32 protein-coding genes are annotated in these 26,913 nt (G+C 46.7%); 8 read left to right on the top strand and 24 right to left on the bottom strand.

Annotated elements, in window-relative coordinates; genetic code table 11:
* Window positions 1-53 precede the first annotated feature (53 nt).
* Window positions 54-785, top strand: a complete 732-nt coding sequence (locus HMPREF9069_RS00480) for a DUF4428 domain-containing protein (RefSeq protein WP_035437823.1) — start codon at window positions 54-56, stop codon at window positions 783-785.
* A 78-nt stretch (window positions 786-863) separates the two neighbouring features.
* Here HMPREF9069_RS00480 and HMPREF9069_RS00485 read toward each other — a convergent pair whose 3' ends face one another.
* The 3 genes from HMPREF9069_RS00485 to HMPREF9069_RS08950 form a co-directional block, all read right to left on the bottom strand.
* Entirely contained in the window at window positions 864-2,069 is a 1,206-nt protein-coding gene (locus tag HMPREF9069_RS00485; RefSeq protein WP_035437825.1) for an iron-containing alcohol dehydrogenase, read from the bottom strand.
* A 45-nt stretch (window positions 2,070-2,114) separates the two neighbouring features.
* A complete protein-coding gene (locus tag HMPREF9069_RS00490; RefSeq protein WP_021625111.1) occupies window positions 2,115-2,540 on the bottom strand; it encodes a flavodoxin in 426 nt (141 codons plus the stop codon).
* Window positions 2,541-2,704: 164 nt separating this feature from the next.
* The gene (locus HMPREF9069_RS08950; RefSeq protein WP_021625112.1) at window positions 2,705-2,884 is read right to left on the bottom strand and encodes a hypothetical protein; all 180 of its coding nucleotides are present in this window, start codon (window positions 2,882-2,884) and stop codon (window positions 2,705-2,707) included.
* A gap of 105 nt (window positions 2,885-2,989) precedes the next feature.
* Here HMPREF9069_RS08950 and HMPREF9069_RS00495 point away from each other — a divergent pair, with 105 nt between their 5' ends.
* Window positions 2,990-3,877 (top strand): EamA family transporter, encoded by an 888-nt coding sequence (locus HMPREF9069_RS00495; protein ID WP_021625113.1) that lies wholly within the window; start codon window positions 2,990-2,992, stop codon window positions 3,875-3,877.
* A gap of 50 nt (window positions 3,878-3,927) precedes the next feature.
* Here HMPREF9069_RS00495 and HMPREF9069_RS00500 read toward each other — a convergent pair whose 3' ends face one another.
* The 5 genes from HMPREF9069_RS00500 to HMPREF9069_RS00520 all read right to left on the bottom strand — a co-directional run bounded on the left by HMPREF9069_RS00500 (window position 3,928) and on the right by HMPREF9069_RS00520 (window position 8,664).
* Window positions 3,928-4,659 (bottom strand): MerR family transcriptional regulator, encoded by a 732-nt coding sequence (locus HMPREF9069_RS00500; RefSeq protein ID WP_021625114.1) that lies wholly within the window; start codon window positions 4,657-4,659, stop codon window positions 3,928-3,930.
* A gap of 151 nt (window positions 4,660-4,810) precedes the next feature.
* On the bottom strand, window positions 4,811-5,437 hold the full coding sequence (locus HMPREF9069_RS00505) for a DNA-3-methyladenine glycosylase I (protein ID WP_021625116.1): 627 nt from the start codon (window positions 5,435-5,437) through the stop codon (window positions 4,811-4,813).
* A 65-nt stretch (window positions 5,438-5,502) separates the two neighbouring features.
* A complete protein-coding gene (locus tag HMPREF9069_RS00510) occupies window positions 5,503-7,191 on the bottom strand; it encodes an FAD-dependent oxidoreductase (protein WP_021625117.1) in 1,689 nt (562 codons plus the stop codon).
* A 2-nt stretch (window positions 7,192-7,193) separates the two neighbouring features.
* Complete coding sequence (locus tag HMPREF9069_RS00515) at window positions 7,194-7,514, bottom strand: rhodanese-like domain-containing protein (protein WP_021625118.1); 321 nt, start codon at window positions 7,512-7,514, stop codon at window positions 7,194-7,196.
* 97 nt (window positions 7,515-7,611) lie between these two features.
* Entirely contained in the window at window positions 7,612-8,664 is a 1,053-nt protein-coding gene (locus tag HMPREF9069_RS00520; RefSeq protein ID WP_021625119.1) for a helix-turn-helix domain-containing protein, read from the bottom strand.
* Between the two features lie 236 nt (window positions 8,665-8,900).
* Between HMPREF9069_RS00520 and ucpA the strand changes: the two genes are divergently transcribed.
* Both ucpA and HMPREF9069_RS00530 read left to right on the top strand, forming a co-directional pair.
* A complete protein-coding gene (gene ucpA, locus HMPREF9069_RS00525; RefSeq protein WP_021625121.1) occupies window positions 8,901-9,695 on the top strand; it encodes an SDR family oxidoreductase UcpA in 795 nt (264 codons plus the stop codon).
* Window positions 9,696-9,873: 178 nt separating this feature from the next.
* Entirely contained in the window at window positions 9,874-10,497 is a 624-nt protein-coding gene (locus HMPREF9069_RS00530) for a class I SAM-dependent methyltransferase (RefSeq protein ID WP_035437827.1), read from the top strand.
* Between the two features lie 115 nt (window positions 10,498-10,612).
* Here HMPREF9069_RS00530 and HMPREF9069_RS00535 read toward each other — a convergent pair whose 3' ends face one another.
* The 5 genes from HMPREF9069_RS00535 to HMPREF9069_RS00555 form a co-directional block, all read right to left on the bottom strand.
* Window positions 10,613-11,119, bottom strand: a complete 507-nt coding sequence (locus HMPREF9069_RS00535; protein ID WP_021625123.1) for a VanZ family protein — start codon at window positions 11,117-11,119, stop codon at window positions 10,613-10,615.
* Window positions 11,119-11,349 carry a helix-turn-helix domain-containing protein gene (locus HMPREF9069_RS00540; protein ID WP_021625124.1) on the bottom strand — a complete coding sequence of 77 codons (231 nt, stop codon included), beginning with the start codon at window positions 11,347-11,349 and terminating at the stop codon, window positions 11,119-11,121. Before HMPREF9069_RS00540 ends, HMPREF9069_RS00535 begins: the two co-directional genes overlap by 1 nt.
* An 8-nt stretch (window positions 11,350-11,357) precedes the next feature.
* Window positions 11,358-11,828 (bottom strand): hypothetical protein, encoded by a 471-nt coding sequence (locus tag HMPREF9069_RS00545; protein ID WP_035437831.1) that lies wholly within the window; start codon window positions 11,826-11,828, stop codon window positions 11,358-11,360.
* Between the two features lie 282 nt (window positions 11,829-12,110).
* On the bottom strand, window positions 12,111-13,145 hold the full coding sequence (locus tag HMPREF9069_RS00550) for an ABC-2 transporter permease (protein ID WP_035437833.1): 1,035 nt from the start codon (window positions 13,143-13,145) through the stop codon (window positions 12,111-12,113).
* 49 nt (window positions 13,146-13,194) lie between these two features.
* The gene (locus HMPREF9069_RS00555; protein ID WP_035437835.1) at window positions 13,195-14,742 is read right to left on the bottom strand and encodes an ATP-binding cassette domain-containing protein; all 1,548 of its coding nucleotides are present in this window, start codon (window positions 14,740-14,742) and stop codon (window positions 13,195-13,197) included.
* Window positions 14,743-15,094: 352 nt separating this feature from the next.
* Between HMPREF9069_RS00555 and HMPREF9069_RS00560 the strand changes: the two genes are divergently transcribed.
* Genes HMPREF9069_RS00560 through HMPREF9069_RS00570 form a run of 3 tightly spaced genes read left to right on the top strand, consistent with a single transcriptional unit; the run spans window position 15,095 to window position 16,916 of the window.
* Complete coding sequence (locus HMPREF9069_RS00560) at window positions 15,095-15,460, top strand: GntR family transcriptional regulator (protein ID WP_021625128.1); 366 nt, start codon at window positions 15,095-15,097, stop codon at window positions 15,458-15,460.
* A complete protein-coding gene (locus HMPREF9069_RS00565; RefSeq protein ID WP_021625129.1) occupies window positions 15,460-16,155 on the top strand; it encodes an ABC transporter ATP-binding protein in 696 nt (231 codons plus the stop codon). Before HMPREF9069_RS00560 ends, HMPREF9069_RS00565 begins: the two co-directional genes overlap by 1 nt.
* On the top strand, window positions 16,149-16,916 hold the full coding sequence (locus tag HMPREF9069_RS00570; RefSeq protein WP_021625130.1) for a hypothetical protein: 768 nt from the start codon (window positions 16,149-16,151) through the stop codon (window positions 16,914-16,916). Before HMPREF9069_RS00565 ends, HMPREF9069_RS00570 begins: the two co-directional genes overlap by 7 nt.
* Window positions 16,917-17,333: 417 nt before the next feature.
* Here the strand turns inward: HMPREF9069_RS00570 and HMPREF9069_RS00575 are convergent, their stop codons facing one another.
* From HMPREF9069_RS00575 to HMPREF9069_RS00605, 7 genes are all read right to left on the bottom strand, one after another.
* The gene (locus HMPREF9069_RS00575; RefSeq protein WP_021625131.1) at window positions 17,334-17,774 is read right to left on the bottom strand and encodes a PTS sugar transporter subunit IIA; all 441 of its coding nucleotides are present in this window, start codon (window positions 17,772-17,774) and stop codon (window positions 17,334-17,336) included.
* 115 nt (window positions 17,775-17,889) lie between these two features.
* Window positions 17,890-18,999 (bottom strand): SIS domain-containing protein, encoded by a 1,110-nt coding sequence (locus tag HMPREF9069_RS00580; RefSeq protein WP_021625132.1) that lies wholly within the window; start codon window positions 18,997-18,999, stop codon window positions 17,890-17,892.
* Window positions 19,000-19,019: 20 nt separating this feature from the next.
* Window positions 19,020-19,508 carry a PTS sugar transporter subunit IIB gene (locus HMPREF9069_RS00585; RefSeq protein WP_021625133.1) on the bottom strand — a complete coding sequence of 163 codons (489 nt, stop codon included), beginning with the start codon at window positions 19,506-19,508 and terminating at the stop codon, window positions 19,020-19,022.
* Between the two features lie 9 nt (window positions 19,509-19,517).
* The gene (locus HMPREF9069_RS00590) at window positions 19,518-20,345 is read right to left on the bottom strand and encodes a PTS system mannose/fructose/sorbose family transporter subunit IID (RefSeq protein WP_021625134.1); all 828 of its coding nucleotides are present in this window, start codon (window positions 20,343-20,345) and stop codon (window positions 19,518-19,520) included.
* A complete protein-coding gene (locus tag HMPREF9069_RS00595; RefSeq protein WP_021625135.1) occupies window positions 20,345-21,154 on the bottom strand; it encodes a PTS mannose/fructose/sorbose/N-acetylgalactosamine transporter subunit IIC in 810 nt (269 codons plus the stop codon). The genes HMPREF9069_RS00590 and HMPREF9069_RS00595 overlap by 1 nt, the downstream gene beginning before the upstream one ends.
* 240 nt (window positions 21,155-21,394) lie before the next feature.
* Complete coding sequence (locus HMPREF9069_RS00600) at window positions 21,395-22,129, bottom strand: GntR family transcriptional regulator (protein WP_021625136.1); 735 nt, start codon at window positions 22,127-22,129, stop codon at window positions 21,395-21,397.
* Window positions 22,122-22,649: a GntR family transcriptional regulator gene (locus HMPREF9069_RS00605; protein WP_021625137.1), complete on the bottom strand. Its 528-nt coding sequence runs from the start codon at window positions 22,647-22,649 to the stop codon at window positions 22,122-22,124. Before HMPREF9069_RS00605 ends, HMPREF9069_RS00600 begins: the two co-directional genes overlap by 8 nt.
* Before the next feature lie 147 nt (window positions 22,650-22,796).
* Here HMPREF9069_RS00605 and HMPREF9069_RS00610 point away from each other — a divergent pair, with 147 nt between their 5' ends.
* Window positions 22,797-23,261, top strand: a complete 465-nt coding sequence (locus HMPREF9069_RS00610; protein ID WP_035437839.1) for a hypothetical protein — start codon at window positions 22,797-22,799, stop codon at window positions 23,259-23,261.
* 66 nt (window positions 23,262-23,327) lie between these two features.
* On the opposite strand, the gene HMPREF9069_RS00615 is transcribed toward HMPREF9069_RS00610, so the two are convergent.
* From HMPREF9069_RS00615 to HMPREF9069_RS00630, 4 genes are all read right to left on the bottom strand, one after another.
* A complete protein-coding gene (locus HMPREF9069_RS00615) occupies window positions 23,328-23,630 on the bottom strand; it encodes an aminotransferase class I/II-fold pyridoxal phosphate-dependent enzyme (RefSeq protein ID WP_156894123.1) in 303 nt (100 codons plus the stop codon).
* A gap of 100 nt (window positions 23,631-23,730) precedes the next feature.
* Window positions 23,731-24,363, bottom strand: coding sequence for a hypothetical protein (locus HMPREF9069_RS00620; protein WP_021625141.1), 633 nt, complete (start codon window positions 24,361-24,363; stop codon window positions 23,731-23,733).
* 264 nt (window positions 24,364-24,627) lie between these two features.
* Entirely contained in the window at window positions 24,628-25,965 is a 1,338-nt protein-coding gene (locus HMPREF9069_RS00625) for a hypothetical protein (RefSeq protein WP_021625142.1), read from the bottom strand.
* Window positions 25,958-26,578, bottom strand: a complete 621-nt coding sequence (locus tag HMPREF9069_RS00630; RefSeq protein ID WP_035437841.1) for an ABC transporter ATP-binding protein — start codon at window positions 26,576-26,578, stop codon at window positions 25,958-25,960. Before HMPREF9069_RS00630 ends, HMPREF9069_RS00625 begins: the two co-directional genes overlap by 8 nt.
* Between the last annotated feature and the right edge of the window lie 335 nt (window positions 26,579-26,913).

The following is a 26,913-nucleotide window of genomic DNA, read 5'->3' on the forward strand; positions in this document are numbered from 1 at the left end:
AGCTCAGGCACGGTAGAGATAACAAATGACCCTCGTTGATGAAGGGAGCAACTATGGGACTGTTTGATCGCTTCAAAAAAAGCAACTGTGAAGTCTGTGGCAAAGAGGTTGGTGCTTTGGGCAAGCGCAAGATAGATGATGGCTATATCTGCAAGGATTGTGCCAATAAGCTCTCTCCCTTCTATCAGGGTCGCAAGAGGTCTTCTGTTGAGGACATCAAAGCACAACTAGAATATCGCGAGGCCAATAAAGCCGACGTTGCAGCATTCCAGGCAAATCGCACGCTTGGCTTGGATGAAAAGGTCATGATTGATAGCGTTAAGGGTAATTTTGTCGTAGTGCGCAACGGGCGCAATTGGAAGGAAACTAACCCTGACGTTATCCCCTTAGCGCAGGTTACTGGTGCACAGGTGGATTTTGACGAAGAGCGCAACGAAGAAACCTACACGGACAAAGACGGTAACCACAAACAGTACGTACCTCCTCGCTACACCTATTCATATTCGTCAAAGGTGGTCGTAAACGTCAATAATCCTTGGTTTGATGGCTTTACCATTGATGTATCTAGTGGAAGCACTTCAATGCCGCACTCCTTGGAATCCGAGCAGGCACGTATGGTAGCGCAGGAAATTTGTGAAGCTCTTACCACGGAGCGCGAGCGTATCCACGAATCCATCGAAGCAGATCGCGCACCAAAGACGGCGATGACCTGCCCTCACTGTGGTGCCACAACAACTCCCGATGCAACAGGCTGCTGCGAATTCTGCGGCGGCGCGATGGCATAACTACGGCTGAAGCCTGACAAGTTATGGAAGCGCATTAGGGGCATAGGTTCATCGAAAAACGGATTGTAAGAGACAACCCTATGCTCCGCAGCGTATATGCCCAAGCAAATCTATAAAGTCGTGCTCATTCCAAATTTGCGGCACTGGATATGTAGGGTTACCCTCACTCACAGCACGCTTGGCAATTTTGGCAAAATCTTCTTCCCTTAGCGCATCAAGCTTGTTGGGAATACCAAAATGCACATTTAGCATTTCTATCGCCACAATAAAAGCGTCTGCATTGTAAGCATCACTTGCGCCATGCTTTGCCACGCTTGCACAAAACGCCAGTTCAGCAAGGCGTTTTTCTGCTGATTTGCCATACTTGCGAAATACATATGGCATGATAACTGCATTTATATAGCCATGTGGCAAACCGTAAAGTCCACCTATCGCATGAGAAATTGCATGCACATAGCCAATGAAATTACGGTTGATGGCCCAACCCGCATCATAAGACGCTTCAAGCAGAGCAAGTCGCAATTCAAGATTTTGTCCATCATCAAAAGAGCGTGTGAGATTTTGGAAGATTGTTTGCACAGAACGTGTTGCAACAGCGCTGGTCTTCTTTTGGCAGAAGCGATTGGTATACGCCTCGACTGCATGTGATAAGGCATCCATACCTGTATGCGCGGTAATTTTTGGCGGAAGAGTCAGCAAGAGGTATGGATCAAGAATCGCCACATCGGGAACCAGATGCAAATCGTTGATGGGATGCTTGAAATGAATACCATCTGATATATCAGCAATCACTGCACCCGCAGTAGCCTCCGAACCTGTGCCCGCGGTAGTTGGCACTGCAATAAAATACGGTATCTTCCGCCCAACGCGCATCGTACCTGAAATATCTGCAACAGTCTTTCCAGGATTAACCGCCAATGCTCCTGCAATCTTTGCGCAGTCAATAACCGAGCCGCCACCAATAGCAAGAATGGCTTCACAGGAACCTTCTTGATACGTCTGTGCACAATGTGTCGCATGCACAGTTGTAGGGTCAGGCGCAACATCAGAGAACACAACGGGCGTGATTCCAGCTTCATCCAGCATCTTCTGCAGATCATCTAGCGTATTGCGCCGCAGCGTACCCGCTGTTGTTACCAACAACACCCTACGTATACCCTTATCACGAAGAAGTGTCGCGCTCTCAAGCGCACTACCCATGCCGCTTAGTTTTTTCTGCTTGTCTGGCTGTGCGCCCATTACCACACTAAAAAGAAACTGCCTGCTACGCATCAAGCCATTCATAAAAACCTGCATTCAATTGAATAGTTGCTCGAGCAGAGCATGCTGCTACATCATCTTGCCGGGATTAAACTTTGCATTGGGAGCAGAAGGCTGAAGCTCTTGGTTGCTGCGACCATATCCACTACCACCTGATGTTGCAAAAGGCGAAATTGTTTTACCAGACAGATCATACTGTTCAAGAAAACTATTGATGATATGTGGAGCTACTCCCCACCAAATAGGAAAGCCAAGGAAGATTTCATCGTACTGAGCGATATTCTCAACCTTGTTTGCAATCTCAACGCGAGAGCTCTTGTCGTTCATTTCAACAGAACTGCGACTACGCTTATTAGTCCAGTCCAAATCTGCAGCCGTATATGGGTGCAGCGGCTTAATCTCAAAAAGATTCGCACCTTCCTGTTGCGCTAGCTTTTTGGCAGCTCGCTTTGTTACTCCACTTGCAGAAAAATAAGCGACAAGTTTCTTAGTCATTTTCCGCCCCCATTTCGCCTTGCGCTTGCATAGGCACAACTACACTTTAACGCGAAGTAAGATACTCACCCATATTGCCGCGAGCAGTTAACAAAGCCACACCAAAGAAAAAACGTTCACTAAAGGAGAAATTGCCGCAGACTGGTGATAGCACCAGCATATTATCACCGCATCCTCAACAGGCTATTTTTTACCAAAGAGCGAGGTACATCGGCCATTTTTGCAAGTTCCTCGAAGACATCAGAGTATTCGTCCATAAAATCAATAGCAATATCAAGTACGTTCGACTCAGTCGAAACGAACCGAATAACTACCCAAGATCGATTATTTCTGAGAACTGTCACAGGCCTACCACTCCTAACTTGAAGCGTAGTATACAGGAGTGATTTAGGTAATTAATAAGGAATGCATTAGACACTTTTTCTCGCAGTATTTGAAAGCGTGACATTATGTGGTTGCTAGCAGCTATTGGATCGGCAGTTTTTGCAGGACTCACTTCTATACTTGCAAAATGTGGGCTGAATGATACAGATTCTGATATTGCGACCGCACTACGAACGATTGTGGTTTTAGTATTCGCATGGCTGATGGCAGGTATCGTTGGGTCTGTAGAAAGCATTACCACTATTGATGCAAAATCCCTGCTGTTCCTCGTGCTATCTGGGCTGGCAACGGGTGCATCATGGCTTTGCTACTTCAAAGCACTATCCCTTGGAGACGTGAATAAAGTTGCTCCTATCGACAAGTCTTCTACGGTTTTAACCATACTTGGCGCTACGTTCTTCTTGGGTGAGAACGCACATCTTGCCTTAAAACTTATGCTCACAGCTCTTTTGGCTGCAGGAATTTTTTTGATGATCGATGAGCACCAATCATCCGCACAACAACCAACTTCGCTTCAATCGACCACACGTAATTCTTGGATAATCTATGCGTTATTCTCTGCCACCTTTGCTGCTGCAACAGCAATTCTTGCAAAAGTCGGCATTACACATATCGAATCAAATCTCGGTACTGCTATTCGTACCTGTGTGGTACTTGTTATGGCTTGGGGCATCGTATTTATGCGGGGCAAACAAAACCAGCTCAAATCACTCAATCACAGAGAATTGCTCTTTATTATCCTCTCTGGATTGGCAACTGGCGCATCGTGGCTTTGCTATTACTACGCTATCCAAAATGGCATGGTAAGCATCGTTGTTCCCATAGATAAACTCAGCATCTTGGTGACTATCGCATTTTCAGGAGTTGTATTTTATGAAAAGCTGTCACGAAAAGCTGCTTTGGGTTTGATCCTCATGTCAGCCGCAACTATTGCAATGGCAATATGGTTGTAGGCATAGAGCGACTATAGCTGCACAATCTGGCTTATCATGCTCACAGTAATCTACAGGGCTACAAACGCAGCAATTGCATCACTAGCGTATTGGGCAGTACCTTCTCCAAATTTATCAATATTCTTCTTAAATTCTGGATTGGCAGAATAACCAGCTCCAATGTAGCCAAAAACCTCACGTGAGCAGTCAAAAACATAAGTGTTCATATGCTCAAAAAGCTGATTTGCAAGCTGCAAATTTTCCTTTGCCGTAGCAGGAATGCCTGCTGCCAAGTTTGTCGCAAAAGCACGAAATACCTGATTGAATGCCTCGGCGATTTCTTCTTCCTTACCCTTTTGACGATGCTGTGACTCATCAATAACTTCGTTACCGTAAAGTTTGCGAGCCTCACTTTCGTATGTTGCATTATCCTTCCAAGAAAAGCCCTGGAATTTCTCTTCTACTGACATAGTGGTCTCTCCCTTATATGCACTAATGGTCTTCTTCAATGTGTTGACAAGCATGTTTAGTTGGTTTTGCTCATTTTGGAGAAGGGAAAGCTGGCTCTCAAGCATCCCTAGGCGATCTTCTTTTGCTCTCTCTAGTAATCCGCAAATCTCTTCCAATGAGAATTTAAGTTGACGATAAAACAGAATACTCTGCAATGTATCAAGGTCTTCATCACTGTAATAGCGATACCCGTTTTTTGCTCGCTTTGGCACCAACAGACCGATTTGATCGTAGTGGTGTAGCGCACGAACGGATATGCCCGAAATCCTAGCTGCCTCTTGAATAAAATACATATACCCCTCCTCCGCAAACAGTTATAAAACCTCACGCTGCGTAAGGGTCAAGCATATTTTCAATATTTTTTGCTACGAGCTCTATCCTCGTGAATACAAAGCGGATTACACCTAGCGTTTTGTTCCTCAAGCTTCTCCTAAAAGGGTTCACCTAATCAGAAGCGTAATAGTGAATTGATTGTTCTAGGTATCGGCGCTTGTAAACGATGGGATTTGCGGCATTAATTTCCGCATAGCGAGGGCAATGTTCATCATGATCATTGATAATGCCACAGGCTTGTAAATGAGAATACACCGTGATGGGTCCCAAAAATTTGAAACCGTATGCCTTGAGCTCCTTGGAAATATGCGCGGAAAGACCATTGCTAACAGGAACCCAACCCTGCGCATGTTTGTTATAAAGCACGGTTTTTCCGTCTGTATGAGCCCAGAGCCACTCAGAAAAACTTCCCTGCTCCGCACGTAACATTTGAAAGCAACGCGCATTGCTAATTACTGCCGCGATTTTGCGACGTGAGCGAATCATGCCTGGATAAGACATAATTCGCTCGATATCAGCTTCGTTATACGCCGCGACTTTCTCATAGTCGAAGCCATCAAAACATGTGCGGAAAATCTCGCGTTTCCGCATCATAAGATCCCAAGAAAGTCCGCATTGCATCACTTCCATCATGAGAAACTCAAATTGCTTTTGGTCATCGTGAACGGGCGTACCCCACTCTTCATCGTGGTAGCAAATATTTGCCTCACTCGTGGTATCCCAATCACAATACGACAAAAGTCAGACCCCCTTGATGGAAGCAATGCTTAGCTAATCTAATAGTCGCGCTATCTTGTCACTGTCTAGATACCGCAGGGATAGCGGCTGGCATATGCTTGCTCGTCCAACACGACTGTGCGATAAAAACCAAAGCCTCCCGAGAAGTTATAGCAATCAATACTATTTTGCTTCAAGATGCGTGTAGCAATGTAACTACGCAGACCACTCTGACAAATAAGATACGCAGGCTTATCCGTGTCAATCTCACCGATACGCTCGCGCAGCTCGTCCACCGGGATATTTACAAAGCCATCAATATGGCCGCGTTCATACTCAGCAGCCGTACGTACATCAAGCAAAGTTGCGCTGCCGTCGTGTGGCAAATCGGAAGCCATATCATAATGCCACTGTTTTACCAATCCAGCCTCAAGATTCTCAATCATAAAGCCAGCCATATTGACTGGATCTTTTGCCGAAGAATATGGTGGCGCATAAGCTAAGTCAAGCTCTGCCAATTCGGTGGCCTTCATACCTGCATGAATCGCTGTAGCCAACACATCGATGCGTTTGTCAACGCCCTGCTTGCCCACAATCTGAGCGCCTAGAATATACAGACTGCCTTTTTCGTAGATAAGCTTTAGGGTCATTGCCCTTGCACCTGGGTAATATGACGCATGGGACACAGGACTAAGAACCACCTTGTCGTAGTTGAGACCAGCGCTTTTTGCTGTGGCTTCGTTGATGCCCGTAGATGCAACTGTAAGATCAAAAAGCTTGATGATGGATGAACCCTGTGAGCCCGTAAACCGCGAATCGATGCCGCATATATTGTTTGCAGCAATACGGCCTTGTTTGTTGGCGGGGCCTGCTAGGGAAATCAAGGCATCAGCACCTGTCACAAAATGCTTAACCTGCACTGCATCACCAACTGCATAAATATCGGGGATGGAAGTCTGCATGTGATCATTGACAACAACACTGCCCTTGATGCCCAGCTCCAAACCTGCTTCACGCGCCAATGCCGTATCAGGCGTTACACCAATAGCCAAAAGAACCATATCTGAATGCAGTGCTTCTGCATCCTTAAGCAGTGTTGATACACCCGTCTTAGCATCACGAGCAAAACCTTCGACCGTGGTGTTCAGGCGCAAATCAACACCATGCTTACGCAGTTCGGCATGGCAAAAAGCTGCCATATCTGCATCGAGAGGAGGTAATACTTGCGGGGTGTTCTGCACAAGTGTGACCCGCACACCCAATTCCACCAAGTTTTCGGCCATCTCGAGACCGATAAAGCCACCACCTGCAATAACAGCAGTCTTGGGCTGATGCTCGATAACCCACTCTCTAATTTTGAAGGTATCCTCTACGGTACGTAGCGTAAAGACCTCATCAAGCTCAGTGCCCACAAAAGGAGGCACCGTTGGACGAGCACCAGGTGAGAGCACCAAACGGTCGTAGTTTTCCTCAAACTCCTCACCCGACTCAAGATTACGGACAAGCACAATCTTACGTTCAGGAATGATACGCACTACTTCATGGCGCACACGTACATCTAAACGAAAACGCTTGTTGAGACTTTCAGGAGTCTGTACCGCAAGAGCTTTCTTGTCTGTAATTACGCCTCCTATGTAATAAGGAAGACCACAGTTTGCATAAGAAACGTAAGCAGAACGCTCAAAAATAATAATCTGAGCTTGCTCATCAAGTCGACGAATACGAGTTGCCGCGCTCGCTCCGCCAGCTACACCACCCACAATGACCACTTTCATGGCTACCTCTCAATCTTGCCGCGGTATGTCGCAATACCGCCAATATTGGTGACATTTGCATAACCCAGTTGCTTTAGTTCTCCAAGTGCGCGCCCACTACGAGCGCCCGATGCGCAATAGATAAACAATGGTGTGGCTTTATCGGGCACTACAACCTCAATAGTTGCGAGCTTGCTCAAAGGCACATTTTTACTCTGAGGAATGTGTCCATCTGCAAATTCATTAGGTTCGCGCACATCAATGAGTTGTGCGCCGGTTGTTTGTTGAAAGTGAGCAACACCCTCATTGATGTCAGCACCTCGGAATATATCGAATAATCCCATTTTGTCTCCTACTCTTGAAGGTTATGCTAATCTTCCCAAATTTGTAGGGAGACTTTCAGTAACTGAATCATGGTTTCTGCTAGCGGCAAGATAAGTATTAGTTCTGACGCTGGATCCAAGCTCTTAGGGCAACGTATATGGCTGCAAACAAAACGGCTGCAACAGGCCAAATCCCCCAAGAATGAGCCCAATTCCAAGTTGTTATGGCATACGCTAGATAGATAGCAGTCACAAGACACCAATACACTCTAGGGAACCAGCCAATACGACGGCCAATCCGCTTGTTTTCTATGGTGAAGTCTTCCGTTTGCAGTAGTTTGAGATAACTCGAGTGAATCATCCCAAATTTAACGAGGAAAAATACTCCCGCTCCTACAAAGGCAAGAAGCACAGGAAAGCTGAGATACGAAACAAGATCATCTTCAAATATTGACGTTATTACAAACACAGGGAGTGCACCTATAAAAATCAAAACGATGCTGAATGCAACCGCAAGGTGATAAGAGTTTTCAAACGCCTCATTTTTACGCAGGATGGCAGCTTCCACACCATACTGCAGCTCAAGCTCCTCGCTCTCTAGGTATTCATAGCACTTTAGCTTACCACCCTTGACAATAAACAAAGCGATGGCAACTGCAACAGCAATCAATAAAACTGCTATACCAATTCCTGTAGCGATACCTTCACTCATGCCCGCAAAATGTTTTTCGTTAAACGCTCCCAGCACAAGCAAAACAATGGGCGACCATATGCACAGGGCAACTCCAAGGGCTATAGCAGAAGAATTTTGTTCTACAAGGCTGGTATATTCGCTCGCTTCTTCGAGTGAAACCTTACGCACGGCAGACGATTCTGATGCCACTAAAGCGCCGGTATCGCAACTAGAATTGCTTGCATTTGCCTCAATACTCTCTTGATTGCTCGCGGCAAAAGATAAGTTCTGCTCATCATCAGCATTATCCTTGAGTAGATAATCAACGTTCACACCAAAAAGTTCGCTCATCTGCACAACCTTGGTAATGTCAGGCATAGCATTTGTAGCTTCCCACTTTGATACGGACTGGCGCGATACGCCTAATTGCTGTGCAAGCTCTTCTTGAGACCAGCCGAGACGTTTACGTAAACTCATAATTTTTTCTGCGAGAATCATGATCAAAGCCTTTCAGGTAATGATTTTCCTCTTCGTCGACGTGGTTAAAAGCTTAGGAAACATAGCTCACTCCCGCTACCAACTTGGGTTGGAACTTTGTCAACCACTGGTTGCATGGGTCATTTACCTGCAAATATAGCGAGTCATCTCTTTGCATAGATGAAAAGATTTCGCCCACCAACTATCATAGACATATCTTTCCCCATAGGACGTCCAAGCAGAAGGGCGATAAGACAATGACAAAGTTAGATGGCAAAGTCGCACTGATCACTGGAGCTGCAAAGGGCCTAGGTGCAGGCATCGCCGAGGTATATGCACGTTACGGCGCAAAGCTCTGTCTCCTCGATACGGATCCCCTTGTCGAGACGGTAGCCGAGGATCTTCATACGCGCTATGGAACCCAAACCATCGCAGCGGTGGAAAGCGTCACGGACAAGGAACGAGTAAGGGAAACTGCAAAGCTGGCATATGACAGCCTGGGCTCTCTTGATATTGCCTGCTGCAACGCTGGCATCTGCCGTCTTGCTCCATTTGAGAGCTTTCCCGAAGAAGAACTTGATGCGTCCATCAATATCAACATCAAGGGTGTCTGGAACACCTGTCAGAGTGTCATACCCTACATGCTCAAGGAAGGCAAAGGTAGCATAGTTATAGCCTCCTCGGTCACAGGCGATATTGTGGCAGATGCTGGTGAAGCAGCCTATGCGCTCACCAAAGCTGCCCTCGTTGGCCTCACAAGATGCCTTGCTGTCGAGTATGCCCCCCGAAATATCCGTGTCAACTGCTCGCAGCTAGGCTACGCAAGGACCCCAATGGTTGAAAGAATGGCCAAGGAGTCCAACCCTGACAATCCCGAGCAGGCCATTGATGCCATTGCGGCAAATGTTCCTTTGGGCAGACTTGCCATGCCTCAAGAGGTTGGAGAGCTGTTTGCGTTTCTAGGTTCAGACGAATCAAGTTACATTACGGGCGAGAGGATTGTCATTGATGGAGGTGCTACCCTTCCCGAGACCAACTCCATGGGCGTCTAGACCCGAAAGACATCAACAAAATAGGCCGTTTTCATTGCGTCATTAAATATGATACCCATGTTGACGATGTTGGTTTTTAACCAGCATCGTCAAGTAGTTTGGAAAGTAGTACTTAAATCAGATTAATAGATGGATTATCATGTTATAGTTAGTCTTATCTAACTATAAGGAGTCTGATTTGAATCAAAAGACTTGGGATCGATTTGCACCGATTTATAATTTGGCATTGAGATCTGAGAAACATCTTTTCGAGACCATGTATACGCGAATTGCTCAGGTAGTCGAAGGCAAAGATGTATTAGAAATCGCTTGTGGTCCAGGACAGCTCGCAAAGCACATCGCACCGTCAGCCAACGAGGTTGTAGCAACAGATTATTCTTCAGGTATGATTCATGAAGCACAGAAAGGTATGACACCGGCAAATCTTAGTTTTATGGTTGCAAACGCCATGAATCTACCATTTGAAGATGATGCGTTTGACGTTGTTGTTATAGCAAATGCGTTGCATATAATCCCTGCTCCCGAAAGAGTACTTGCAGAAATAGATCGCGTGCTCAAAGATGGCGGTTTGCTTGTAGCGCCTAACTTTGTTGCACATGAGGAAAAGCGAGGAGCCAGGCTGTGGACACGTATCCTCAGAACTGCTGGCATTACATTTGAGCAGCAGTGGACTGCAGCAGACTACATGACATTTCTTACAGATAATGGCTGGGAGATACAGCAGTTTACGGTAATGCATGCTCGGATACCCCTTCTCTATTGCGAATGCACCTCATCGAGCTCTTCTGTGCGTATATCCTAAAGTCAAGCTCTTTAATAGTGCTCCACTCGACACATTGCTGATTGTTCCGATGGATTGAATCCGAAAGAAGTATCAAATGAGCGTAAACTTTCTAGGAGCTACTTTGATACTGATATCACTGATTTACGTACAGCAAAAATGCTGCTCCAGCTACTGCCAAAATCATGAGAACCGCTGATGCAACTACGATTACCTTATCCAACACAGCGTTATTCTTTGCTATTCGCGCCAAGAGGGTATACAACGCAACTCCAAGCGCAGCACCCATCGTATTAGAAATAATATCTGTCACATCCGAGGCTCCAATACTCAGTACAAACTGCAGAGTCTCAAACACAAAGCTGGTGAGAGCAATAATCAAGATGCTTGTGCCAATAGGAAGCTGGCGAAATGCTACGCGCATATATATGCCAAAGGGGATAAAAATCAGAACATTGTCAATAACCTCACGTAAATGACCCGAGGTTTCCTCCTCATAATAAAAGGGGATCAGATTGATATGACGAGTGGTACTTAGATCTGCAAGCGAGAACTGAGTTTTGAGTAACACTACCCAAACGAGTAGTACCAAGTAAAAAATGAATACAGCAATAATCCCTTTACCCTGCTTACTATTGGACATTATGCTTTGCCCTCCTCATCATCAGACTCATATTCCAATATGTCGCCCGGCTGACACTGCAGCTCTTCGCATAGCACACCCAAGGTGCTAAATCGCACCGCGCTAATATGCCCATTTTTTAACTTTGATAGGTTTACATTTGTAATTCCGACTCTTTCGGATAAATCTTTAAGTGATATCTTTCGATCTGCCATAACGCGATCAAGCCTAAGCACAATCTTTCCCATCATTACCCCCCCTACAGCGTTTCGTCCGACTGAAGCTGGAGTTCACAGGCATAGTCGAACATAAGGAAGAAGGCAACGAGAGCAATTGTCTCGAAAATAGCTGAGAGCAAATTTCCACCAAACAAAGCAAGTACTACTGCAATAACTGCTAATGCCAGCAGTTTTTTGCGAATCTCCTCAGTGAATGGCGAATAGCTTTGGGCCACTTGCGCAAATGTACTCTGAAGCAAGGTAAAAAATGCAATAACTAGGCCTAGCGCCAGCATGCCCAAAATGGTGAGTACAAAAATACCTATACCAGACATCAGAACGTCTTGTGTTTTAACGCTAAACCACAACACCTTCATCCTGCCTAAAAACGGGGCAGTAAAAATCTCCGCATGAAGTACTGCATACGCAAACATTCCCAGCAAGAAAAGCGCAAGCATAGCGATTGCCAGAATTTGCAGGATTCTTGCAATGGTAGCGAGGACTTTGCACATCCTCCTGAGTTGTGAGATGTTTTCGGACTCTTGCATGATGACTCGCTTTCAATCCTCTTTGGATATAAATTAGACGTTAAACGCTAATTAGTTAATGTTTAACGATAATTATCCTAGGAGCTAAGTTATCGTTTGTCAATAACTTTTTCTTATCCATCAAGTCAACATGACAGGGCATGAACGTGTCTTAAAGTCAGCAAAAAGGTATCTATGTTATTTGTCTCGATGCTTTTCTTGCGTTTTTGGCTCTTATTACATGCCTAAGTCAATATTGGAGAAACACTACTCCCCTGTTGCTGTGCGATATTCAGAAGAGCCCGTGTCGGCCCAATCATGTTTTCCCGAACTGATTACTTTTTCGGTCGAGTATTCATAGGCAAGCATATCGACAATCTGGGGTTCGGTATCGCTATCTGCAAGTTCTTCTTTATAGACAACATACAGAGCACATTTACCATTATTGGATTCACGATCATAAAGCACATAGGTGATCTGCTTTGCATCCTTATTGAGTACAAGCTTTGGCACGCCCTTTGCAGAGTAAGTAATATCTTTTTCTTCTGCTTTGGCATTGCCATAATGATGGGCTATTGCCACTAAACCCTTATTAATTTGATTATCCTGCTGCGCCAGATTATCGTCTGTTCCTTCTATGTCATTGCCTGAACCATCGGATGAAAACTCATAATTTTCAAGCTGTTTGCCACTATCAAAATCGATGCTTACCACACGCTGACGAGCATTATCATCGGTAAAAGCGACAAATGTCACCACGTTATTCTGCCAGTACACACTATAGTTTCCTCTAGAAACTGTAGGGAAACCGTCGTTTATGGGAACACTCCCGAACTGACGCCCAATGAATAGTGAATTTTCACGTTTGTAAAAATTCATCGAACCACTTAGTAAAAATGTTGATTCCTCTACGACCAAGATGTGTTTACCACTAGGTGATGAAAACTCATGATAGGAAAAGCCTCCACGCACAAACAGCTCTGCCAACGTTCCAATGAGGATGCCAAAAATCACCATGACCCACGCAAGCACAATGGCAACCTTTGATAATTTGCGTATCGCACGTCTCCAAGCGGTAATAAGCCCCCAAATTATCCAAGCAGCACAAATCAATCCCGTAAGAAAGTAGAGGTCAGTTTCTCTGAGGTATACGCCAATCTTGATAAGCAATATCAATCCCGTAAGCTGCTCGACCGCCAACAGCACGACGCATAACGCCAGCCAGCAACCGCTAGCAACAAGCAGTACAAGCCTTATGCGGGCGGACTTTGTTTTTCGCAACTTTTCAGAATCAGTCGGCATACTCATATCTCTTTTTTGCTGTCACTCTGACAATTCGGAAGTCCAGACATTACTCATCATTGTTAGCAAATCTTGCTTCATTTATTGTAATTTTGTTGCCCACCCGCTCAAGGATGAGTCTTTTGCTCACGCACCTGGCGAGAAACCTTTCATCGTGACTTACCAAAATCAATGTTGCTGGAAATGAAGATAGCGCGCGCTCAAGCGCTTCAATCGCTTGGATATCCAGGTGATTTGTAGGTTCGTCAAGCACAATAAGCTGCGGCGATAACAACATTCCTCGGACAATAGCAAGCTTACGAAGCTCACCTGGACTGGTAGCTGCCAATGTAAGAACGCGTTTTGGATCTGACCCTAGACGTGATAGCCCCTTAAGAACCAGTCCTTTCTCTAGTTCTGGCAGCGCTTCCACTGATTCTAGAAAACGTTTTGCATCATCGGCCCCTATTTCTTGGCCAATATAAAGTGTACGAATGCCATCAACCTCGGCACACCACAAACTCCCCGTCTGTTCACTTTGCGAAAGCATATGACGTATCAAAGTAGATTTGCCCACACCATTTGACCCGCAAATACCAATATGGTCTGTGTTTGCAATAAATAGCTTAGGAACAAGCAGTTCCGCTTCAGGCCCACAGGGGATAATTTGCTCCCGTGTCTTCAGTACAACATGTCTTTTGCTTGGACGAGCATTCAGCCATACATCACCTTCATAACGCTTTGCGACTCGCATCGTGCTCAAACTCTGCCGTGCGGATTCCACGCGTGCGTCCATCCGATCTGCAAGCTTACCTGCCTTGCCATCTTTTCCAGAAACTATGGCAAGCCCAATTTTGTCGCGGCTATCGCTATCATGCTTATCGAGTTTGCGCTTACTTCTCATGCCAGAACTTTTATCTGCAAGCTCCCTACGCCGACGTTGTTCATTTTCTAATTTTTGGAGCTGCTTTTTTGCGACTACCTGACGATGGATTAACCCTTCTCGTTCCAGTTTCATTTGGTCGCACGCTTGCGTATATCCACCTGATCGCATGACCACGTGCCCATCCCTAAAATCGAGCACTTGGTACACCAAGGAATCAAGCAGTTCTCGATCATGCGAGACAAGAATACCGATTCCACGATACGCTGCCATGGCACGACAAATCTCTTTGCGACAGTTGGCATCAACATGATTTGTGGGTTCATCAACAACAAGAATTTCTGGCTGTGCCCAAAGCGCTACTGCAACCTGAATTTTCTTCTGTTCGCCACAGCTCAATTGGGAATAACGCCAAAGCATGTCGTCATCAATACAAAGCGAATGCCTCATCGAAAGAGCCTCTGGTGAATAGTCACAGGCAAAATCGTACAAAGAGGCAGGTTCCCATGAAGGATCCTGAGGACAATATAGTCCGCTTATTTTGGGCAAGACAGTTCCAGAATCCGGGCTCATATCCCCACATGCAATACGTGCGATGGTGGTTTTCCCGCATCCGTTTGGTCCGATGATGCCCGTCCAACCAGATGCAAAGCTTGCGTTTACTCCATCGAGTATTGTTACCGAAGAGCCTGGATAAGCATATGTAATGTGCGAAAGGTTGAGGAACCTAGACATGAAGCTATTCCTTCTCGTGATGTTTCACAATGCAGCGCATGGCGGCAAAGAGATTTGCTACCTGCACTATTTGAGGCATCACTACAGCTTCATTAATCCTTCTCCTTAAAGTAGGTTCGCGCTTGGCATCTGGGCGCTCACCGTGGATAGATTTCAACTATAGCACCAAACAACAAAAGTATTTGCTGTTCTAATCGACGTGCAAAAGTTGTATTAGGAGACAGCAAAAAAACTGAGTTGCATGCTCAACCAGTTCCAGTTGTACAACTTAACTTTTTAATTGACAGTCTTTCATTAATGTCTTACTGTACTAGTTATATAATACAATAAGACAGACGAAGGGAGGTCAAACGTGCCATGGGAATTTGCAGAGGGATCCCCCATCTGGCGACAGATTGTTGCACGTATCAAAGCTGCTGTCGCAGGTGGTAGGCTCGCTCCAGGGGAAAAGGTCGCCTCGGTACGTGACCTCGCGATGGAGGCAGGGGTAAACCCCAACACAATGCAACGCGCACTTGCACAGCTCGAACAGGAAGGCATCCTACACACTGAACGCACGAGCGGCAGATATGTGACAGAGAATGTCGAGATACTCGAAGGGCTACGTCGCCAACTCGCATCTGAGGTTATTGCCGAACTCTACCATCAGCTGCATGCACTTGGCATAGATGACAATCAAATCGTGACAATGGTCTCTACTTGGAAGGATGAGAACTGATGGCAGTTTTAGAGTGCAAGGCATTAAGCAAGCAATACAGGGAAATTGCAGCACTCGATGCAATTGACCTCTCGCTCGAAGCCGGTCAAATTATTGGTCTTCTTGGCCCAAATGGCTCAGGTAAAACGACTTTAATCAAACTTGCAAATGGTCTTATCAAGCCAACATCTGGCCAAATTCTCATAGAAGGCATGGCACCATGTGTAGAGACAAAAGCTAAAGTGGCCTATTTGCCCGATCGGAACTTCTTGCCTGAATACATGAGCACAGCACAACTGCTCGATTACTACCAAGACTTCTTTGTAGATTTTGATCGTAAGCGAGCTATAGATATGCTCACAAACCTAGGCCTTGATGTATCGAAGCGCCTAAAAGAGCTGTCCAGAGGCACGCGGGAGAAGGTTCAGCTCATTCTCACGATGAGCCGGAATGCGCATATATATCTGCTTGATGAACCCATCGCGGGTGTCGATCCCGCAGCACGTGACTACATCTTGCGCGCCATCATCTCCAACTACTCGCCAGACTCACTCGTACTCATCTCCACACACCTTATTACTGATATCGAGAGCGTGCTCGATGATGTCATTTTTCTCAAGCAAGGTCACATGGTGCTCCACGAGTCTGCTGATGACCTACGCGAACGCACAGGCAAGAGCGTAGATGGTCTCTTTAGGGAGGTATTTGCATGTTAGGTAAATTATTCAAGTACGACTTTCGAGAAGTCGGAAGAAAGATAAGCCCGCTTTACATCGCACTTGCTGCGATATCTATTGTCACGGGAATACTTTTTGCCGTAAGGGGAAGCAAAGTCAATACCGTAAACGACCCACTCGCCGCCATCATAATAATCATGATGCTTGTCTGGTTAGTTCTGTTTGTGGCAACTGGCGTTGTTACACTGATGCTCGTAGCACGCAACTTTCAAGATACGCTTTTCGGGAGCCGTGGTTACCTTACCAACACCCTGCCAACACGCGCCATTGATCACGTAGCAGACAAAACCATTAACGGGATCGTTTGGGCAGCGCTCACTACCCTTATGAGTATTGTTGCAGTCGCGCTATTCGTCGCCGCTATCGTCCTCGTAAGCCCCGCTGCTCGGGGATCCCTCCTTGAGACCCTCGGATCGACTTCACTCGGATCAGTTTCGTTTCCCCAGTTAGCAATGACGGATATAGCGAAGAACGCCGGTGTGGTCACCGTCTCCTTCCTGACCTTCTCCGCCTTAGTGGTATCGTGGCTCTTCGCGGGCATATCGTTCGGCAGTATAATAAAGAAGCGTCCAGGGCTGGCTAAGGCGATCGCATTCGCCGTACTCGCGCTCGCATGGTTGCTCACGTCGAATGTCCTGGGTACGACCTATGCGCGCCTCCTGCTAGTGCAGGTAGCTCTCACGATTATCTTCAGCATGTCGTCAACGTACATCTTGAGTTGCCACCTCAATCTTGAATAAGCGTATTTTAGGAGACTAGTCCCCGCAGCGTGGTCTCCTAAGAGGTTGTGCGATGGCGCAATGTCGAAACCGTTACGATAGACGATTCGCTTTTGGGTCTGTACAACTCTCTGCATTCTCCCTTAGAGTGGAAGAGCAAAGCGGCTTTCCACTCTAAAATGCAGACTTTACGAGGCTTACCATTCTATTTGGTAAGCCTCGTGATTGTGGTATACCTTACGTCGCAAGCTAGCTGCAACAATTTTTCGTTTTCGTTGCACGAACAAGACAACATATCACTAGAAGAGAAAATACTAATCGTATTATGGAATCAACGTACTTTTGATGTATCAAAAGTACTACCAAGCAGACCATTTCTTCAAATGCGTACTTGTATTTAGAGAATGAAGCCCAACTCACTCGCAGCAGATGTAGGGGCTACAGGTCTCCCCCGTCATCCTTATCGACTCCCATGTCAAATTGCTCGGGAAGAAACTTGCCCACCTGCTGCTTGCCTGTCTCAACGATAACCCCATCAATCTGCTCAAAAGTCTCACCTAGCATACGATGGTTGACTGTATCGATAAGCATCCCCAAATTGAGTCCAAAATAGAGACTGATACGTTCGGGATCAGCAAGAGTATGCTCCATTGCCACATTAAAGGGCGAGCCAGCAAAGAGATCCGTAAAAATAATCACGTGTTCGCAATCAGCCATGGAAGCTAACACACAGTCGTAAGTATCCTCGAGTTCCGCTTTAGAAGAGTGACAAGGGAAGTCGATCGCCCATATATCTTCTTGCTTGCCCATAATGAGCTCCAAAGAAGACAAAATGCCTGTCGCAAAGTGTCCGTGTCCGCAAATAAGGATGCCGATCATTTTTACCTGCTTCCTTCTTGTAGGAATACCCCTTTAGAAACGAAAGAGCCGAGCTGCTGGTTGTGGGCCAGGCAGCCCAGGCTCTATCTCCATGCAATTGCGTAACAACACTAAGCTAATCTTGTTCCTTCGGAATATGAGAAAGTTCAATCTTAAAGGGATTTATCCCAGTATCGATGTTGGTGCAAGCAGCACCTTTAGCAGCAACAAACTGGAAGGGAACAGTATACATAATAGGCGCTAGATACTTATTTGTCTTAACACTAAACACCATATCGCGCGCATCATGCTCGCATTCCATACAGGTAATAAGATGCACGCGTGGGGTGTACTGACGAAACGCATCGCGAAATTGCAAACAGCGACTCCACTCTTTTTCGTCCGAGCCAATCATAAAGATGGTTTGACGTGGACTAATAGCCATGGTAGGGCCATGGGAGTATTCCTCCAGTTCATAACCAATGGTGGGAAGGCGAAGCATCTCGCCTACCTTAAGCATGCCCTCAAGTGCCGATCCGTAATCGATGCCATACCCTAATACATATATGCGATCACTGTTGACAATGGTAGCGACATTGCGATCAAACCATGCCTCGCTTTCTTGGATTACAGTTTGGAAGGAGTTAACAAAAGCCTCAGCTTCAGCAATTGCGGAATCAAAATCTGTACCCGAAATCGCACCCCTAACCTTACCAGCAGCAAGTGCCCACAGGTAGACTTGAAGCATGGTAACAGTATAGCCACGAGTCTCAGGAGGCGTAAGTTCCTTGCCACATAGCAGGTGAATAACCTCATCTACGTGATGAGTTATCTCACTTTGCAAATCTTCGGTAAGAACTACCGTATGATAGCCTTGGCTCTTGGCCCACTCCATTACTTGAATGGTGGAAATGGAAGTACCAGACTGCGAAATACCCACAAACAGAATCTCATCCTTGGCAAGTTTACCAGTCCAGTCAGCCTTCTCGTAGTTGGCAAAGACAGTAGGATAATTGCCAACTGCGTCAATACCGACGAGATGCTTGAACAAGTATGCCGCAATCTGTGATGCGTTATACGAGGTTCCCGATCCGAAGAAGAGAACCTTCCTGATAGGATAATTCTTAAAAATGTTGGCAAAGGGGTCCATAAAGACTGCACGATTTGCAAAGGTTGCCTGCAAAGCACGTGGCTGGTCGCGCATGTAACCCAATACGGAAGGATGTTTCTGATCAATGTCGCTCATAAATCCCCTTTCTGATATTGCTAGTGCATCGCAAAGAAGTTAGTCAAATCTTGTGGAACGTCAGTAGGAGTTTCACGCAGGACAACTTTGGTGCCAAACTCCATCAACTTTTTGAAGTCTGAAATCATCTCTTGTGTCATATAAGTTGTGCCAGTACCCACATGTACCTGATCATTCTTGACAGGAGATATGTTCCCAATGGTCACCTGAGGGACCACATATCCACACTCCGCCATCTTTAAGATGGGTTTAGGTTTATTGCATAACAGCATGATATTTTTACCTGCAACATCAGTGCGTAAAAGTAATTCAGCTGTTTTCTTAGCGCTATGGAAAGTAAGCTTGACTTTCTGTGGACAGCCAAATCTCAAGGCTGACTTACGCATGCTGTCATGTACGATATCATCGTCAACGATCACGATTTGGTTCAGTGCGTAAAAGGGGATCCAATATCCGCACACCTGACCATGAATGAGGCGATCATCAAGTCGTACATCTACGATTGGCATGGTAGCCTCCTAACCTATTACGCCCAGCGCACCTAACACAAAGGCGATTACCACACCACTGCACAACACCTTGATGACGCTTACTTTTGAGTGCAAAAACTTATAGAAGCCCAACACAGCAAGAAGCGAAAGGAGCTGTGGGCAAATCTGATCGAGATAGTCCTGCAGCACGATTTCGCTACCCGAAATAACAAAGGAAAGTGGTGAGGTAATACCGACCCATGATGCTGTAAGGCAACCAATAGAAGCTACACCTACGATACCTGCACAGTAGGTAAAGAGTTTCATCATGCCAGACTGTTCCATGTCGGCAAGCCAGGAGGCACCTTGCGAATAGCCAATCTTCAAGCCGTAATATCGTGTAAGTAGGTTGGGAATATTAAAGAGAGCCAGAAGTACGATGGGACCAAGAATAGATCCCTGAGCTGCAAAGCTCGCACCAAGTGAGCAGGCAACAACCTTGAAGATGCCCCAGAAGAAAGTATCGCCAATACCAGAGAGTGGGCCCATGAGCGAGACCTTGATGGCATTGATAGACTCCTTATCAAAGGATGGATCATCATGTGCCATCTCCTCCATAGCTACGGAGATACCCATAACGAAGGGCGATGGAGCAACCGTCATGTTAAAAGCAGCCATATGACGATGAAGAGCCTCCTTATAACCTTCTTCGTCATCGCCCCAAATTCTCTTAAGGGAGGGCATCAAAGCATACTCGTAGCCGAGACCTTCCATACGCTCACTATTAAAGGATCCAAGCAGTGTGAAAGAACGCCAAAAAATTGTTTTGAACTCTTTTTTTGAGAGTTCATGAGCGGGTTTTGCTTTATTGCTCATTACAGCTCATCCTCCTCATCGTCAAAGTCTGTAGAGGTGAAACCAGCCAGTTTGTGTTGCAAGATGCTGGTTTTGTTCGAGCGCTCAATGTAGATGATGAAAGCTAGGGCAAAAGCAACTAACGCCACGCCAACCATAGAGACGCCTAAATAAGCCGCTAAAACAAATCCAATGATGAAGTAGGGAACTAGGTTCTTCTCGAGTAACAAGTTTAGCAACATTGCATAGCCAACTGCGGGGAGTACCAATGCAACGGCGGACAGGCCTTTGGATGCCCACTCAGGGATGTTGTTGACAACGACACTGATAGCATCGTTACCTAGGAAGAGCGCAGCCCAAGTAAGCAACCAGTAAAAAGCAAAGGTGATGATGCCGCATAGCCAGTGAATCCAAACTATCTTCCTCTCTTGACCACCTTGATCAATTAGATTATCAACGGTATGCATGGGGAGTGAGTATCCCGTGTCAATGAGAGATTGAATGAATTGCAAAAGCACGGAGACGGGAACGCCGAAAGCCATAGCAGCTTCGACGCCTGCACCCGTGGAAAGAGCAATGGCCGTACCAATAGTACCGCCAGGACCAACTGCCAAACCAGCGACTGGACCGATTGATGCAGTACCCATCCAGATGAGTTCAAGCTGGCCGCCAATAATCAGGCCCTGCTTGACGTCGCCTAAAATCAAGCCAACGAGAAAACCCGTCACGACTGGTTCGCGAATCTTGCACTCACCAAACCATCCGCCTTCGATTGTCGCACATGAAAGTGCTGCGACAATACCCACGAGACATGCCTGTAACGCTGTCATGGGGCACCCCCTTCTGGTCAAGCACCATACCACCTATTTAGTGGTATATCACCTATACCTTTTGTAAAGGTATACACCACTTAAAAGATGGAAACAAGCAGAATGAGCAATAAATTCGCCAGAAGGTAAAAAGAGTCACCTTGTGGATAAAGATCATATTTTTGCTGGTAGATTATATAAGACTAATTAATAGAAGGAATCACTCAACCCGAGAAAGTCTTTATTCGCTTCAATCACACCTTATCGAGCAGTAGCAGAAAAAGAAAAACTGGTATATTCAGACCGATAATAGGCACGTGTAAACTCAACCAGTTCATTACTTGCATCATAACTCTCATACTCATAATAAAAGAGCAATCGTCCGGGTTCTATATTGAGCACTTCGAGATAGGGCTGGGGAACGGGGGATGCCCACATATTCGAGATAATACGATCTGGCAGATGACCCTGTATCTCCATATAGGTGTACAAGGACCCATCTGCAAAATCAAAGCGCTCGGGATTCGAGAAAAGTGCTTGCGGAAAGTAACAGATCTGGAGGGCATAGGGCTCCCCGTCGATACTCGAGAGGCGGATAAGCTCATAACAGAAAGTTCCCTGGCCAAAGTGATCAGCAACATCATCTCGGGCCTCTACCTGCTTAAACGAAAGTACTTTACGAGAAGACGAGAAACCTGACTGGCGAAGAACCGCCGAGAGAGAGATGTCTTCATGCTCGCCCATACTCACTCTCTTTTTGTTCTTTGCATCAGAACCCCGTCGGACGAACGTCCCTTTTCCCTGTACTGACACAAGATAACCCTCACGCACAAGCTCACCAATTGCTCGACGTACCGTTAGGCGATTTAGGTTGTAGCGAGACGCCATCTCGCGCTCGGAGGCAATTTTTTGACCTACAGCGTATTCGCCACTCTCAATCTTGCCAAGGATACTGGTCATAAGTTGTTGATAGAGAGGTTGAGAGACCTTAGACATTGCGGTTCACCGTCCTAAAGCGAAAGAAACTTGGGCGAGCGGTGATTTGAAAGATACGCATCGGTTTTTCTGCCTGAGCAGAATCATAACAAGTGCCCGAAATGAGCATAACCTCAGCGTTAGCAGGAAGGTCAAGAAGACCTGCCTCCTCCTCGGTTGCTCGAACAATCATGATAGATTCCTCGCTCTTCTCTGTAGCCAAGCCATAGCGATCGGAAAGAAACACCGAGAGAGATCTATCCTCAAGATCCGCTTTCTCGATGCCCTTTACCAAATCATAAGGAATGTACTCGTGTTCTATATCGCAGGGCTGACCTTCAACTATGCGAAGTTTACAGTACTCAAAGACCTTGGATGCAAGGGGTATATGGAGCATTTCACTTACGTACTTATTTGCCTCTACCACTTGATGCGTGAGTATACGATACCGATAGACATACCCCTTCTCTTCAAGTTCCTCCGTGACCGATTTTATCTTGTCTAACTCACGTGTGACAAAGATGGTTTCTGTCCCTTTCATACAAGCTCCTCGACAGCTTGATGGATTACTGGTATAGTTCCCAACGTTATAGTATACCAGTTAAACTTCTTATCCCAAAGTCCTTCCAAACCCTTGACATTCAAGATGAATAACATATAGCTACTTGTCAAAAAGATCGGAGTCACCATGAACGTCATGTTGACAATCACCCTAATACTCATGGTGGTACTCTTTGCCGTCGATGGTTTTTTTCGCTGGAAACAAAAGAAGCAGCTCGATGTATTACTTGATAAGCTCACAAACAAACTCGCTGCACATGACTACGACGGTTATGACGCTCTGCTTGATTCCAGTCAGCAAGCCATTCCCCCGTTCAACTTTGCCTTCATGAAGCTCCAAGGAGCCGCCCAGCGTGGTGAAGTCCACATCTTTAAACAGCGCCTTGCAACCTTTGATAAGCTACGCCTGAACAATCGACAAAAAGCGGCGATTGCCAGTGTTGCCTTTACCTTCTATACAAACAGGGATAGTAAAGCAGATGCTCTCGTATGGCTTGATGTCATCAACTCCCTACCCGGCGAGGAACGACTCAAGAAGGAAGCTAAGAAACGCATGGCTGAAGTAGAAAAGAGCATTAGGCACTCAGCCTAATAACGCAACTCAGAAACTTGATTCAAACATGCTGAGTACGCTGACAAATAAGGTACTCCGATTTTGTCATCTGACGAGACTTCTTGATTGTATACACAAGTGCAAAGACAAACTTGTAACCATGGTATGCGAATCCGCCACCTCAAAGCCCATATGACGTAGCTCAGCGATTATATGGTCAAGTGTTTCTATAATCTCAGCAATGCGCGCCTGGAAATAATCCTCATCCTCAAGTGAAGCGATGCCAATCGCTGCAGTTACAGCACTGATATTAAATGGATTAAAGTCAAACTTCACATCGCGCATGTCACTTATCAATGGTTCCTGAGCCACAGCAAAACCGATATGAGCGCCAGCAAGATTGCGCAGCTAGACACTCGCAACAGACGTTTTTCTTACAATGTCGCAACGCTACACGCGAAATGACGCTTGTTGTCACGTCTCAGCTCTGCTCATAAAATCAAAGACACTAATCGTTGCTGGTTTTATAAACGGTGACTCTGCAGGAGTAAACCCGCCAATTGAAGGTTGGATCTACGGGAACTCCTCCATCTTCACCAAAGCAGTCGCAACCCTTCACTCTACATCGGATTCTTTCAACCGGCTTTCCAGCTACAATAGCTTTCGCAATAACAGATGCTATTGTCTTCCTAAAAAATATGTCATCGAAATCATGATAAGGCTGAAATGGAAGATTGTTGCCGCAAGAATCCTTGAAGAGATATCCCCATTCGCTAGTTTCTTTTGAGCAAGGACACATTTCAAGCATGTCGCCTTCCTTAATAGAAGCAACAGTCTGCTCAAGTCTTAGATCTCTCTGAGACGTACCTTCATGCCATGTGGACTGAAACCAGAGCTCCGCTATCCCCAGCTTCTCAGCATTATTATCAAAACCAGCAGAAAAATCGCCAGGCTCGACACTGCCAATGAAAGCCTCATACCCACGCATCTCTATTGCTTCTTCAAGCGACTTAGCTTCGGGTGAATAACTTAAGTAATCAAATACGTTGAAGCACTCACCTTCGTATTTTTTTGGCTGAGGTAAACCAAACTTTTCTTCGTCGGATGTTGAATTATCGCTTATACCATCCAACTCATGCATATTGGTCTCCTATCTCGCAGTTTCGCTTGGTTGTGTCAACTTTACGAGACTTTTTGGTTTTCAGATGGGTATCTAATTGGACAGCTGAAGTATTGCGTCATATAGCATGCGATCTGCAATTGGCAGAGTCTCCACATCGGGGTGTGCCCCAGACTCATAGCGACTTACATGTGCCAAACATCAAGCATTCAGACCTCCAGCCAGATCCTGATACTAAATATCCCCCACGTGAGACAGTTTTTATGTAGCAGCCCACTTTCCCTGCTAACTTCGGGAAAGCCACTTTCGACAGCGGACACCCAGCGTCAGCACGTAAGCACATCCAACAATGGCCGACAAAACAGACGAAGCCAGCGCGAGGGTTGGCACGAGAACAGCGTATCCAGCAACTGCAAGTTCGAACCTCGGTCCCCCACATGCGGAGGTTGCCCCCGCCGGGTCCAGACCCCCAGCAAACAAGAGAGTGGTGGACATCGAAAGGATCGTACAAATTGCCACTCCCCAATGTATCGATATGGGATGTGCGCAACCGAGAACTCCGGTCACAACAAGAGCAAGCAACACCACAAAGGCAGTTGCTGGCAAGGAGTCAAGCAGCAATAATTCAAACCTTGAACACGCAATTGCATCGCTCACTAGCCGCACACGCCCATCGTCCGCAAACACACGCGTGAGCTCTCGTGCTCGCGGGATAAGCGAAACGGTCGCCATCAGCCACATGAGTAGAATGCCAATATCCCCAGGGGCGGCTGTGAGCAAAGCTCCCAAGGGCACGATGCTCGCTCCCCATACGACCAAATCAGCTATACCCTCACGTTGCCGCACATGCGAAAGCGCTGCCCGAGCGAGAAAAAAGCGTCTTCCTTTCAGGTTGGGAAGAGCAAGGAAGGGTCGCCGCACAGCCATAAGCTTGCGCCGACGCAGCCTCTCGTAGGCGCCTGGTGCCTGCAGCGCCCACGAGCGCAGGGGCTGCAACTCTGCATACAGAGCATTGGCCTGCACGAGCAAGGTCATGTCTATACGAAAGAATCTACCAGCCACACGATAGCGCATAAGACCTACAATCCAGGCGAGCGCAACCGCTCCAAGAAGCGAAACAGCAAGCAAGGTGGCTGTGGCGGCTGGTGTGACGACAGACTGGAGCATCGTACCCACAGCAAACCCGAAAAGTACTCCCGCGACTGCCGCAACAAACCCGTTAACGATGAGTCCTTCCCCTATCCATGCCGAAGGCAAAAGCGCACTCGTGAGCCATAAAATATCTGGATGCGCTAGCTTTACCGGACAGGACAAAAGCCAGTGAGCCGACAACGCGACGCAGGTCATCACTGGAATAATCCAAAGCAGAGCCGCAAGCTGGGCGCAGGTTGTCGCACCCAGTGCCACTCCCACCTTCGCTGCGGAGTTGAGAAAGGCGAGCCACATAAGAACGAACGCACCGAAGATGAGGACGACAGCATAGACTTGGTAGATTCGATCGCTTAGTTTCGCATCCTTCTCGAAATCGCTCCCCGTCACGAGGAGCCAGCGGATGATTTCAGTGCGTCCATGGCGTAACCGCAATCTGAGTAGGAGGGCTATGTCATGCAGGACATCAGGCATAGGAGAGCGCTCCGTCTCTCAAGGCGAGAGTGAAGTTAGGGACGAGATCGGACGCATGAGCATGGCAACTTACAAGCACCGACGAGCCTCTCACTGTGAGGGACGTTACCTCACGATCAAGTACAGCGGATGCCTCGGCATCAAGGGGACCGTACGGCTCGTCAAGCAAAAGGAGCTTGGGGCGCATGACAAACGCAAGGGAAAGTGCAAGCTTGAGCCGCATTCCGCGCGAATAAGATGAGGGATATTGATCTAGAGCGCGCCCGAGGCCAAACTCAGCAAGGAGATCCTGAGCACGGGATAGGCGGTCTTCCATTTTTCCAGCTCTTAACAGCAACTGAACATGTTCACGTGCGGTCAGATCATCGTAGAAAGAGGGTACGTCACTGACGAATGTGCGGGCGCAGCGGATACCCTCGCCAGCAAAGCAGATCTTCCCTGCCGTTGGGGCAATCCATCCGGCAAGACACTTGAGCAGCGTGGATTTCCCCGATCCGTTCCTCCCCACGAGGAATGCGATATCGCCCTCCCCCAGCGAAAACGAGATGTCCTCCCATACAGGTGTCTTCCCATAGGAGAAGGCAAGCTTATCCACATTCAAGATTGCGGCCATGTGACCCCCATCCTCTGTGCAAGGCAGAGCAAACAGGCTCATGCGACAGACTTCATCCGTTCGCCCACGGGGCCCCACGGGCCCCTGCTTCCTTGCAGATAGAATCGCTCTATTATACCTGTGCAGTCTGCCCTGTCCCGAGGAAGACCCTCCTATCTCGAGCTCACGTATGCGGCTCTAAGCCACCTATGAATGGCAGATAAAAGCCTTTCAAAGTGCAGGTAGGTTCTTTCTTCACCATCTTCACCTCCTGAAAGGTTCATCGTTCATCAAGGCAGCATTTTCAGACCCCCATTCGCTCTGAGGGCCGATGTGTGCCATTTGCTGAAATTTGT

Source organism: Atopobium sp. oral taxon 810 str. F0209, assembly GCF_000466405.1.
In the GTDB taxonomy this organism is placed as follows: Bacteria; Actinomycetota; Coriobacteriia; order Coriobacteriales; family Atopobiaceae; genus Olegusella.

What these genes read in the sequence shown, in the direction of transcription:
- HMPREF9069_RS00485 (WP_035437825.1), bottom strand. Translation starts at nt 2,069, where the DNA reads ATGAATGGCTTGATGCGTAGCAGGCAGTTTCTTTTTAGTGTGGTAATG.
- HMPREF9069_RS00580 (WP_021625132.1), bottom strand. Translation starts at nt 18,999, where the DNA reads ATGAGCGACATTGATCAGAAACATCCTTCCGTATTGGGTTACATGCGC.
- HMPREF9069_RS00510 (WP_021625117.1), bottom strand. Translation starts at nt 7,191, where the DNA reads ATGAAAGTGGTCATTGTGGGTGGTGTAGCTGGCGGAGCGAGCGCGGCA.
- HMPREF9069_RS00550 (WP_035437833.1), bottom strand. Translation starts at nt 13,145, where the DNA reads ATGCCGACTGATTCTGAAAAGTTGCGAAAAACAAAGTCCGCCCGCATA.
- HMPREF9069_RS00600 (WP_021625136.1), bottom strand. Translation starts at nt 22,129, where the DNA reads ATGTCTAAGGTCTCTCAACCTCTCTATCAACAACTTATGACCAGTATC.
- HMPREF9069_RS00595 (WP_021625135.1), bottom strand. Translation starts at nt 21,154, where the DNA reads ATGACAGCGTTACAGGCATGTCTCGTGGGTATTGTCGCAGCACTTTCA.
- HMPREF9069_RS00515 (WP_021625118.1), bottom strand. Translation starts at nt 7,514, where the DNA reads ATGGGATTATTCGATATATTCCGAGGTGCTGACATCAATGAGGGTGTT.
- HMPREF9069_RS00540 (WP_021625124.1), bottom strand. Translation starts at nt 11,349, where the DNA reads ATGATGGGAAAGATTGTGCTTAGGCTTGATCGCGTTATGGCAGATCGA.
- HMPREF9069_RS00500 (WP_021625114.1), bottom strand. Translation starts at nt 4,659, where the DNA reads ATGTATTTTATTCAAGAGGCAGCTAGGATTTCGGGCATATCCGTTCGT.
- HMPREF9069_RS00570 (WP_021625130.1), top strand. Translation starts at nt 16,149, where the DNA reads ATGTTAGGTAAATTATTCAAGTACGACTTTCGAGAAGTCGGAAGAAAG.
- HMPREF9069_RS00565 (WP_021625129.1), top strand. Translation starts at nt 15,460, where the DNA reads ATGGCAGTTTTAGAGTGCAAGGCATTAAGCAAGCAATACAGGGAAATT.
- HMPREF9069_RS00520 (WP_021625119.1), bottom strand. Translation starts at nt 8,664, where the DNA reads ATGATTCTCGCAGAAAAAATTATGAGTTTACGTAAACGTCTCGGCTGG.
- HMPREF9069_RS00535 (WP_021625123.1), bottom strand. Translation starts at nt 11,119, where the DNA reads ATGTCCAATAGTAAGCAGGGTAAAGGGATTATTGCTGTATTCATTTTT.
- HMPREF9069_RS00575 (WP_021625131.1), bottom strand. Translation starts at nt 17,774, where the DNA reads ATGATCGGCATCCTTATTTGCGGACACGGACACTTTGCGACAGGCATT.
- HMPREF9069_RS00490 (WP_021625111.1), bottom strand. Translation starts at nt 2,540, where the DNA reads ATGACTAAGAAACTTGTCGCTTATTTTTCTGCAAGTGGAGTAACAAAG.
- HMPREF9069_RS00545 (WP_035437831.1), bottom strand. Translation starts at nt 11,828, where the DNA reads ATGTGCAAAGTCCTCGCTACCATTGCAAGAATCCTGCAAATTCTGGCA.
- HMPREF9069_RS00585 (WP_021625133.1), bottom strand. Translation starts at nt 19,508, where the DNA reads ATGCCAATCGTAGATGTACGACTTGATGATCGCCTCATTCATGGTCAG.
- HMPREF9069_RS00620 (WP_021625141.1), bottom strand. Translation starts at nt 24,363, where the DNA reads ATGCATGAGTTGGATGGTATAAGCGATAATTCAACATCCGACGAAGAA.
- HMPREF9069_RS00555 (WP_035437835.1), bottom strand. Translation starts at nt 14,742, where the DNA reads ATGTCTAGGTTCCTCAACCTTTCGCACATTACATATGCTTATCCAGGC.
- HMPREF9069_RS00630 (WP_035437841.1), bottom strand. Translation starts at nt 26,578, where the DNA reads ATGGCCGCAATCTTGAATGTGGATAAGCTTGCCTTCTCCTATGGGAAG.
- HMPREF9069_RS00480 (WP_035437823.1), top strand. Translation starts at nt 54, where the DNA reads ATGGGACTGTTTGATCGCTTCAAAAAAAGCAACTGTGAAGTCTGTGGC.
- HMPREF9069_RS00605 (WP_021625137.1), bottom strand. Translation starts at nt 22,649, where the DNA reads ATGAAAGGGACAGAAACCATCTTTGTCACACGTGAGTTAGACAAGATA.
- HMPREF9069_RS00495 (WP_021625113.1), top strand. Translation starts at nt 2,990, where the DNA reads ATGTGGTTGCTAGCAGCTATTGGATCGGCAGTTTTTGCAGGACTCACT.
- HMPREF9069_RS00625 (WP_021625142.1), bottom strand. Translation starts at nt 25,965, where the DNA reads ATGCCTGATGTCCTGCATGACATAGCCCTCCTACTCAGATTGCGGTTA.
- ucpA (WP_021625121.1), top strand. Translation starts at nt 8,901, where the DNA reads ATGACAAAGTTAGATGGCAAAGTCGCACTGATCACTGGAGCTGCAAAG.
- HMPREF9069_RS00590 (WP_021625134.1), bottom strand. Translation starts at nt 20,345, where the DNA reads ATGAGCAATAAAGCAAAACCCGCTCATGAACTCTCAAAAAAAGAGTTC.
- HMPREF9069_RS00610 (WP_035437839.1), top strand. Translation starts at nt 22,797, where the DNA reads ATGAACGTCATGTTGACAATCACCCTAATACTCATGGTGGTACTCTTT.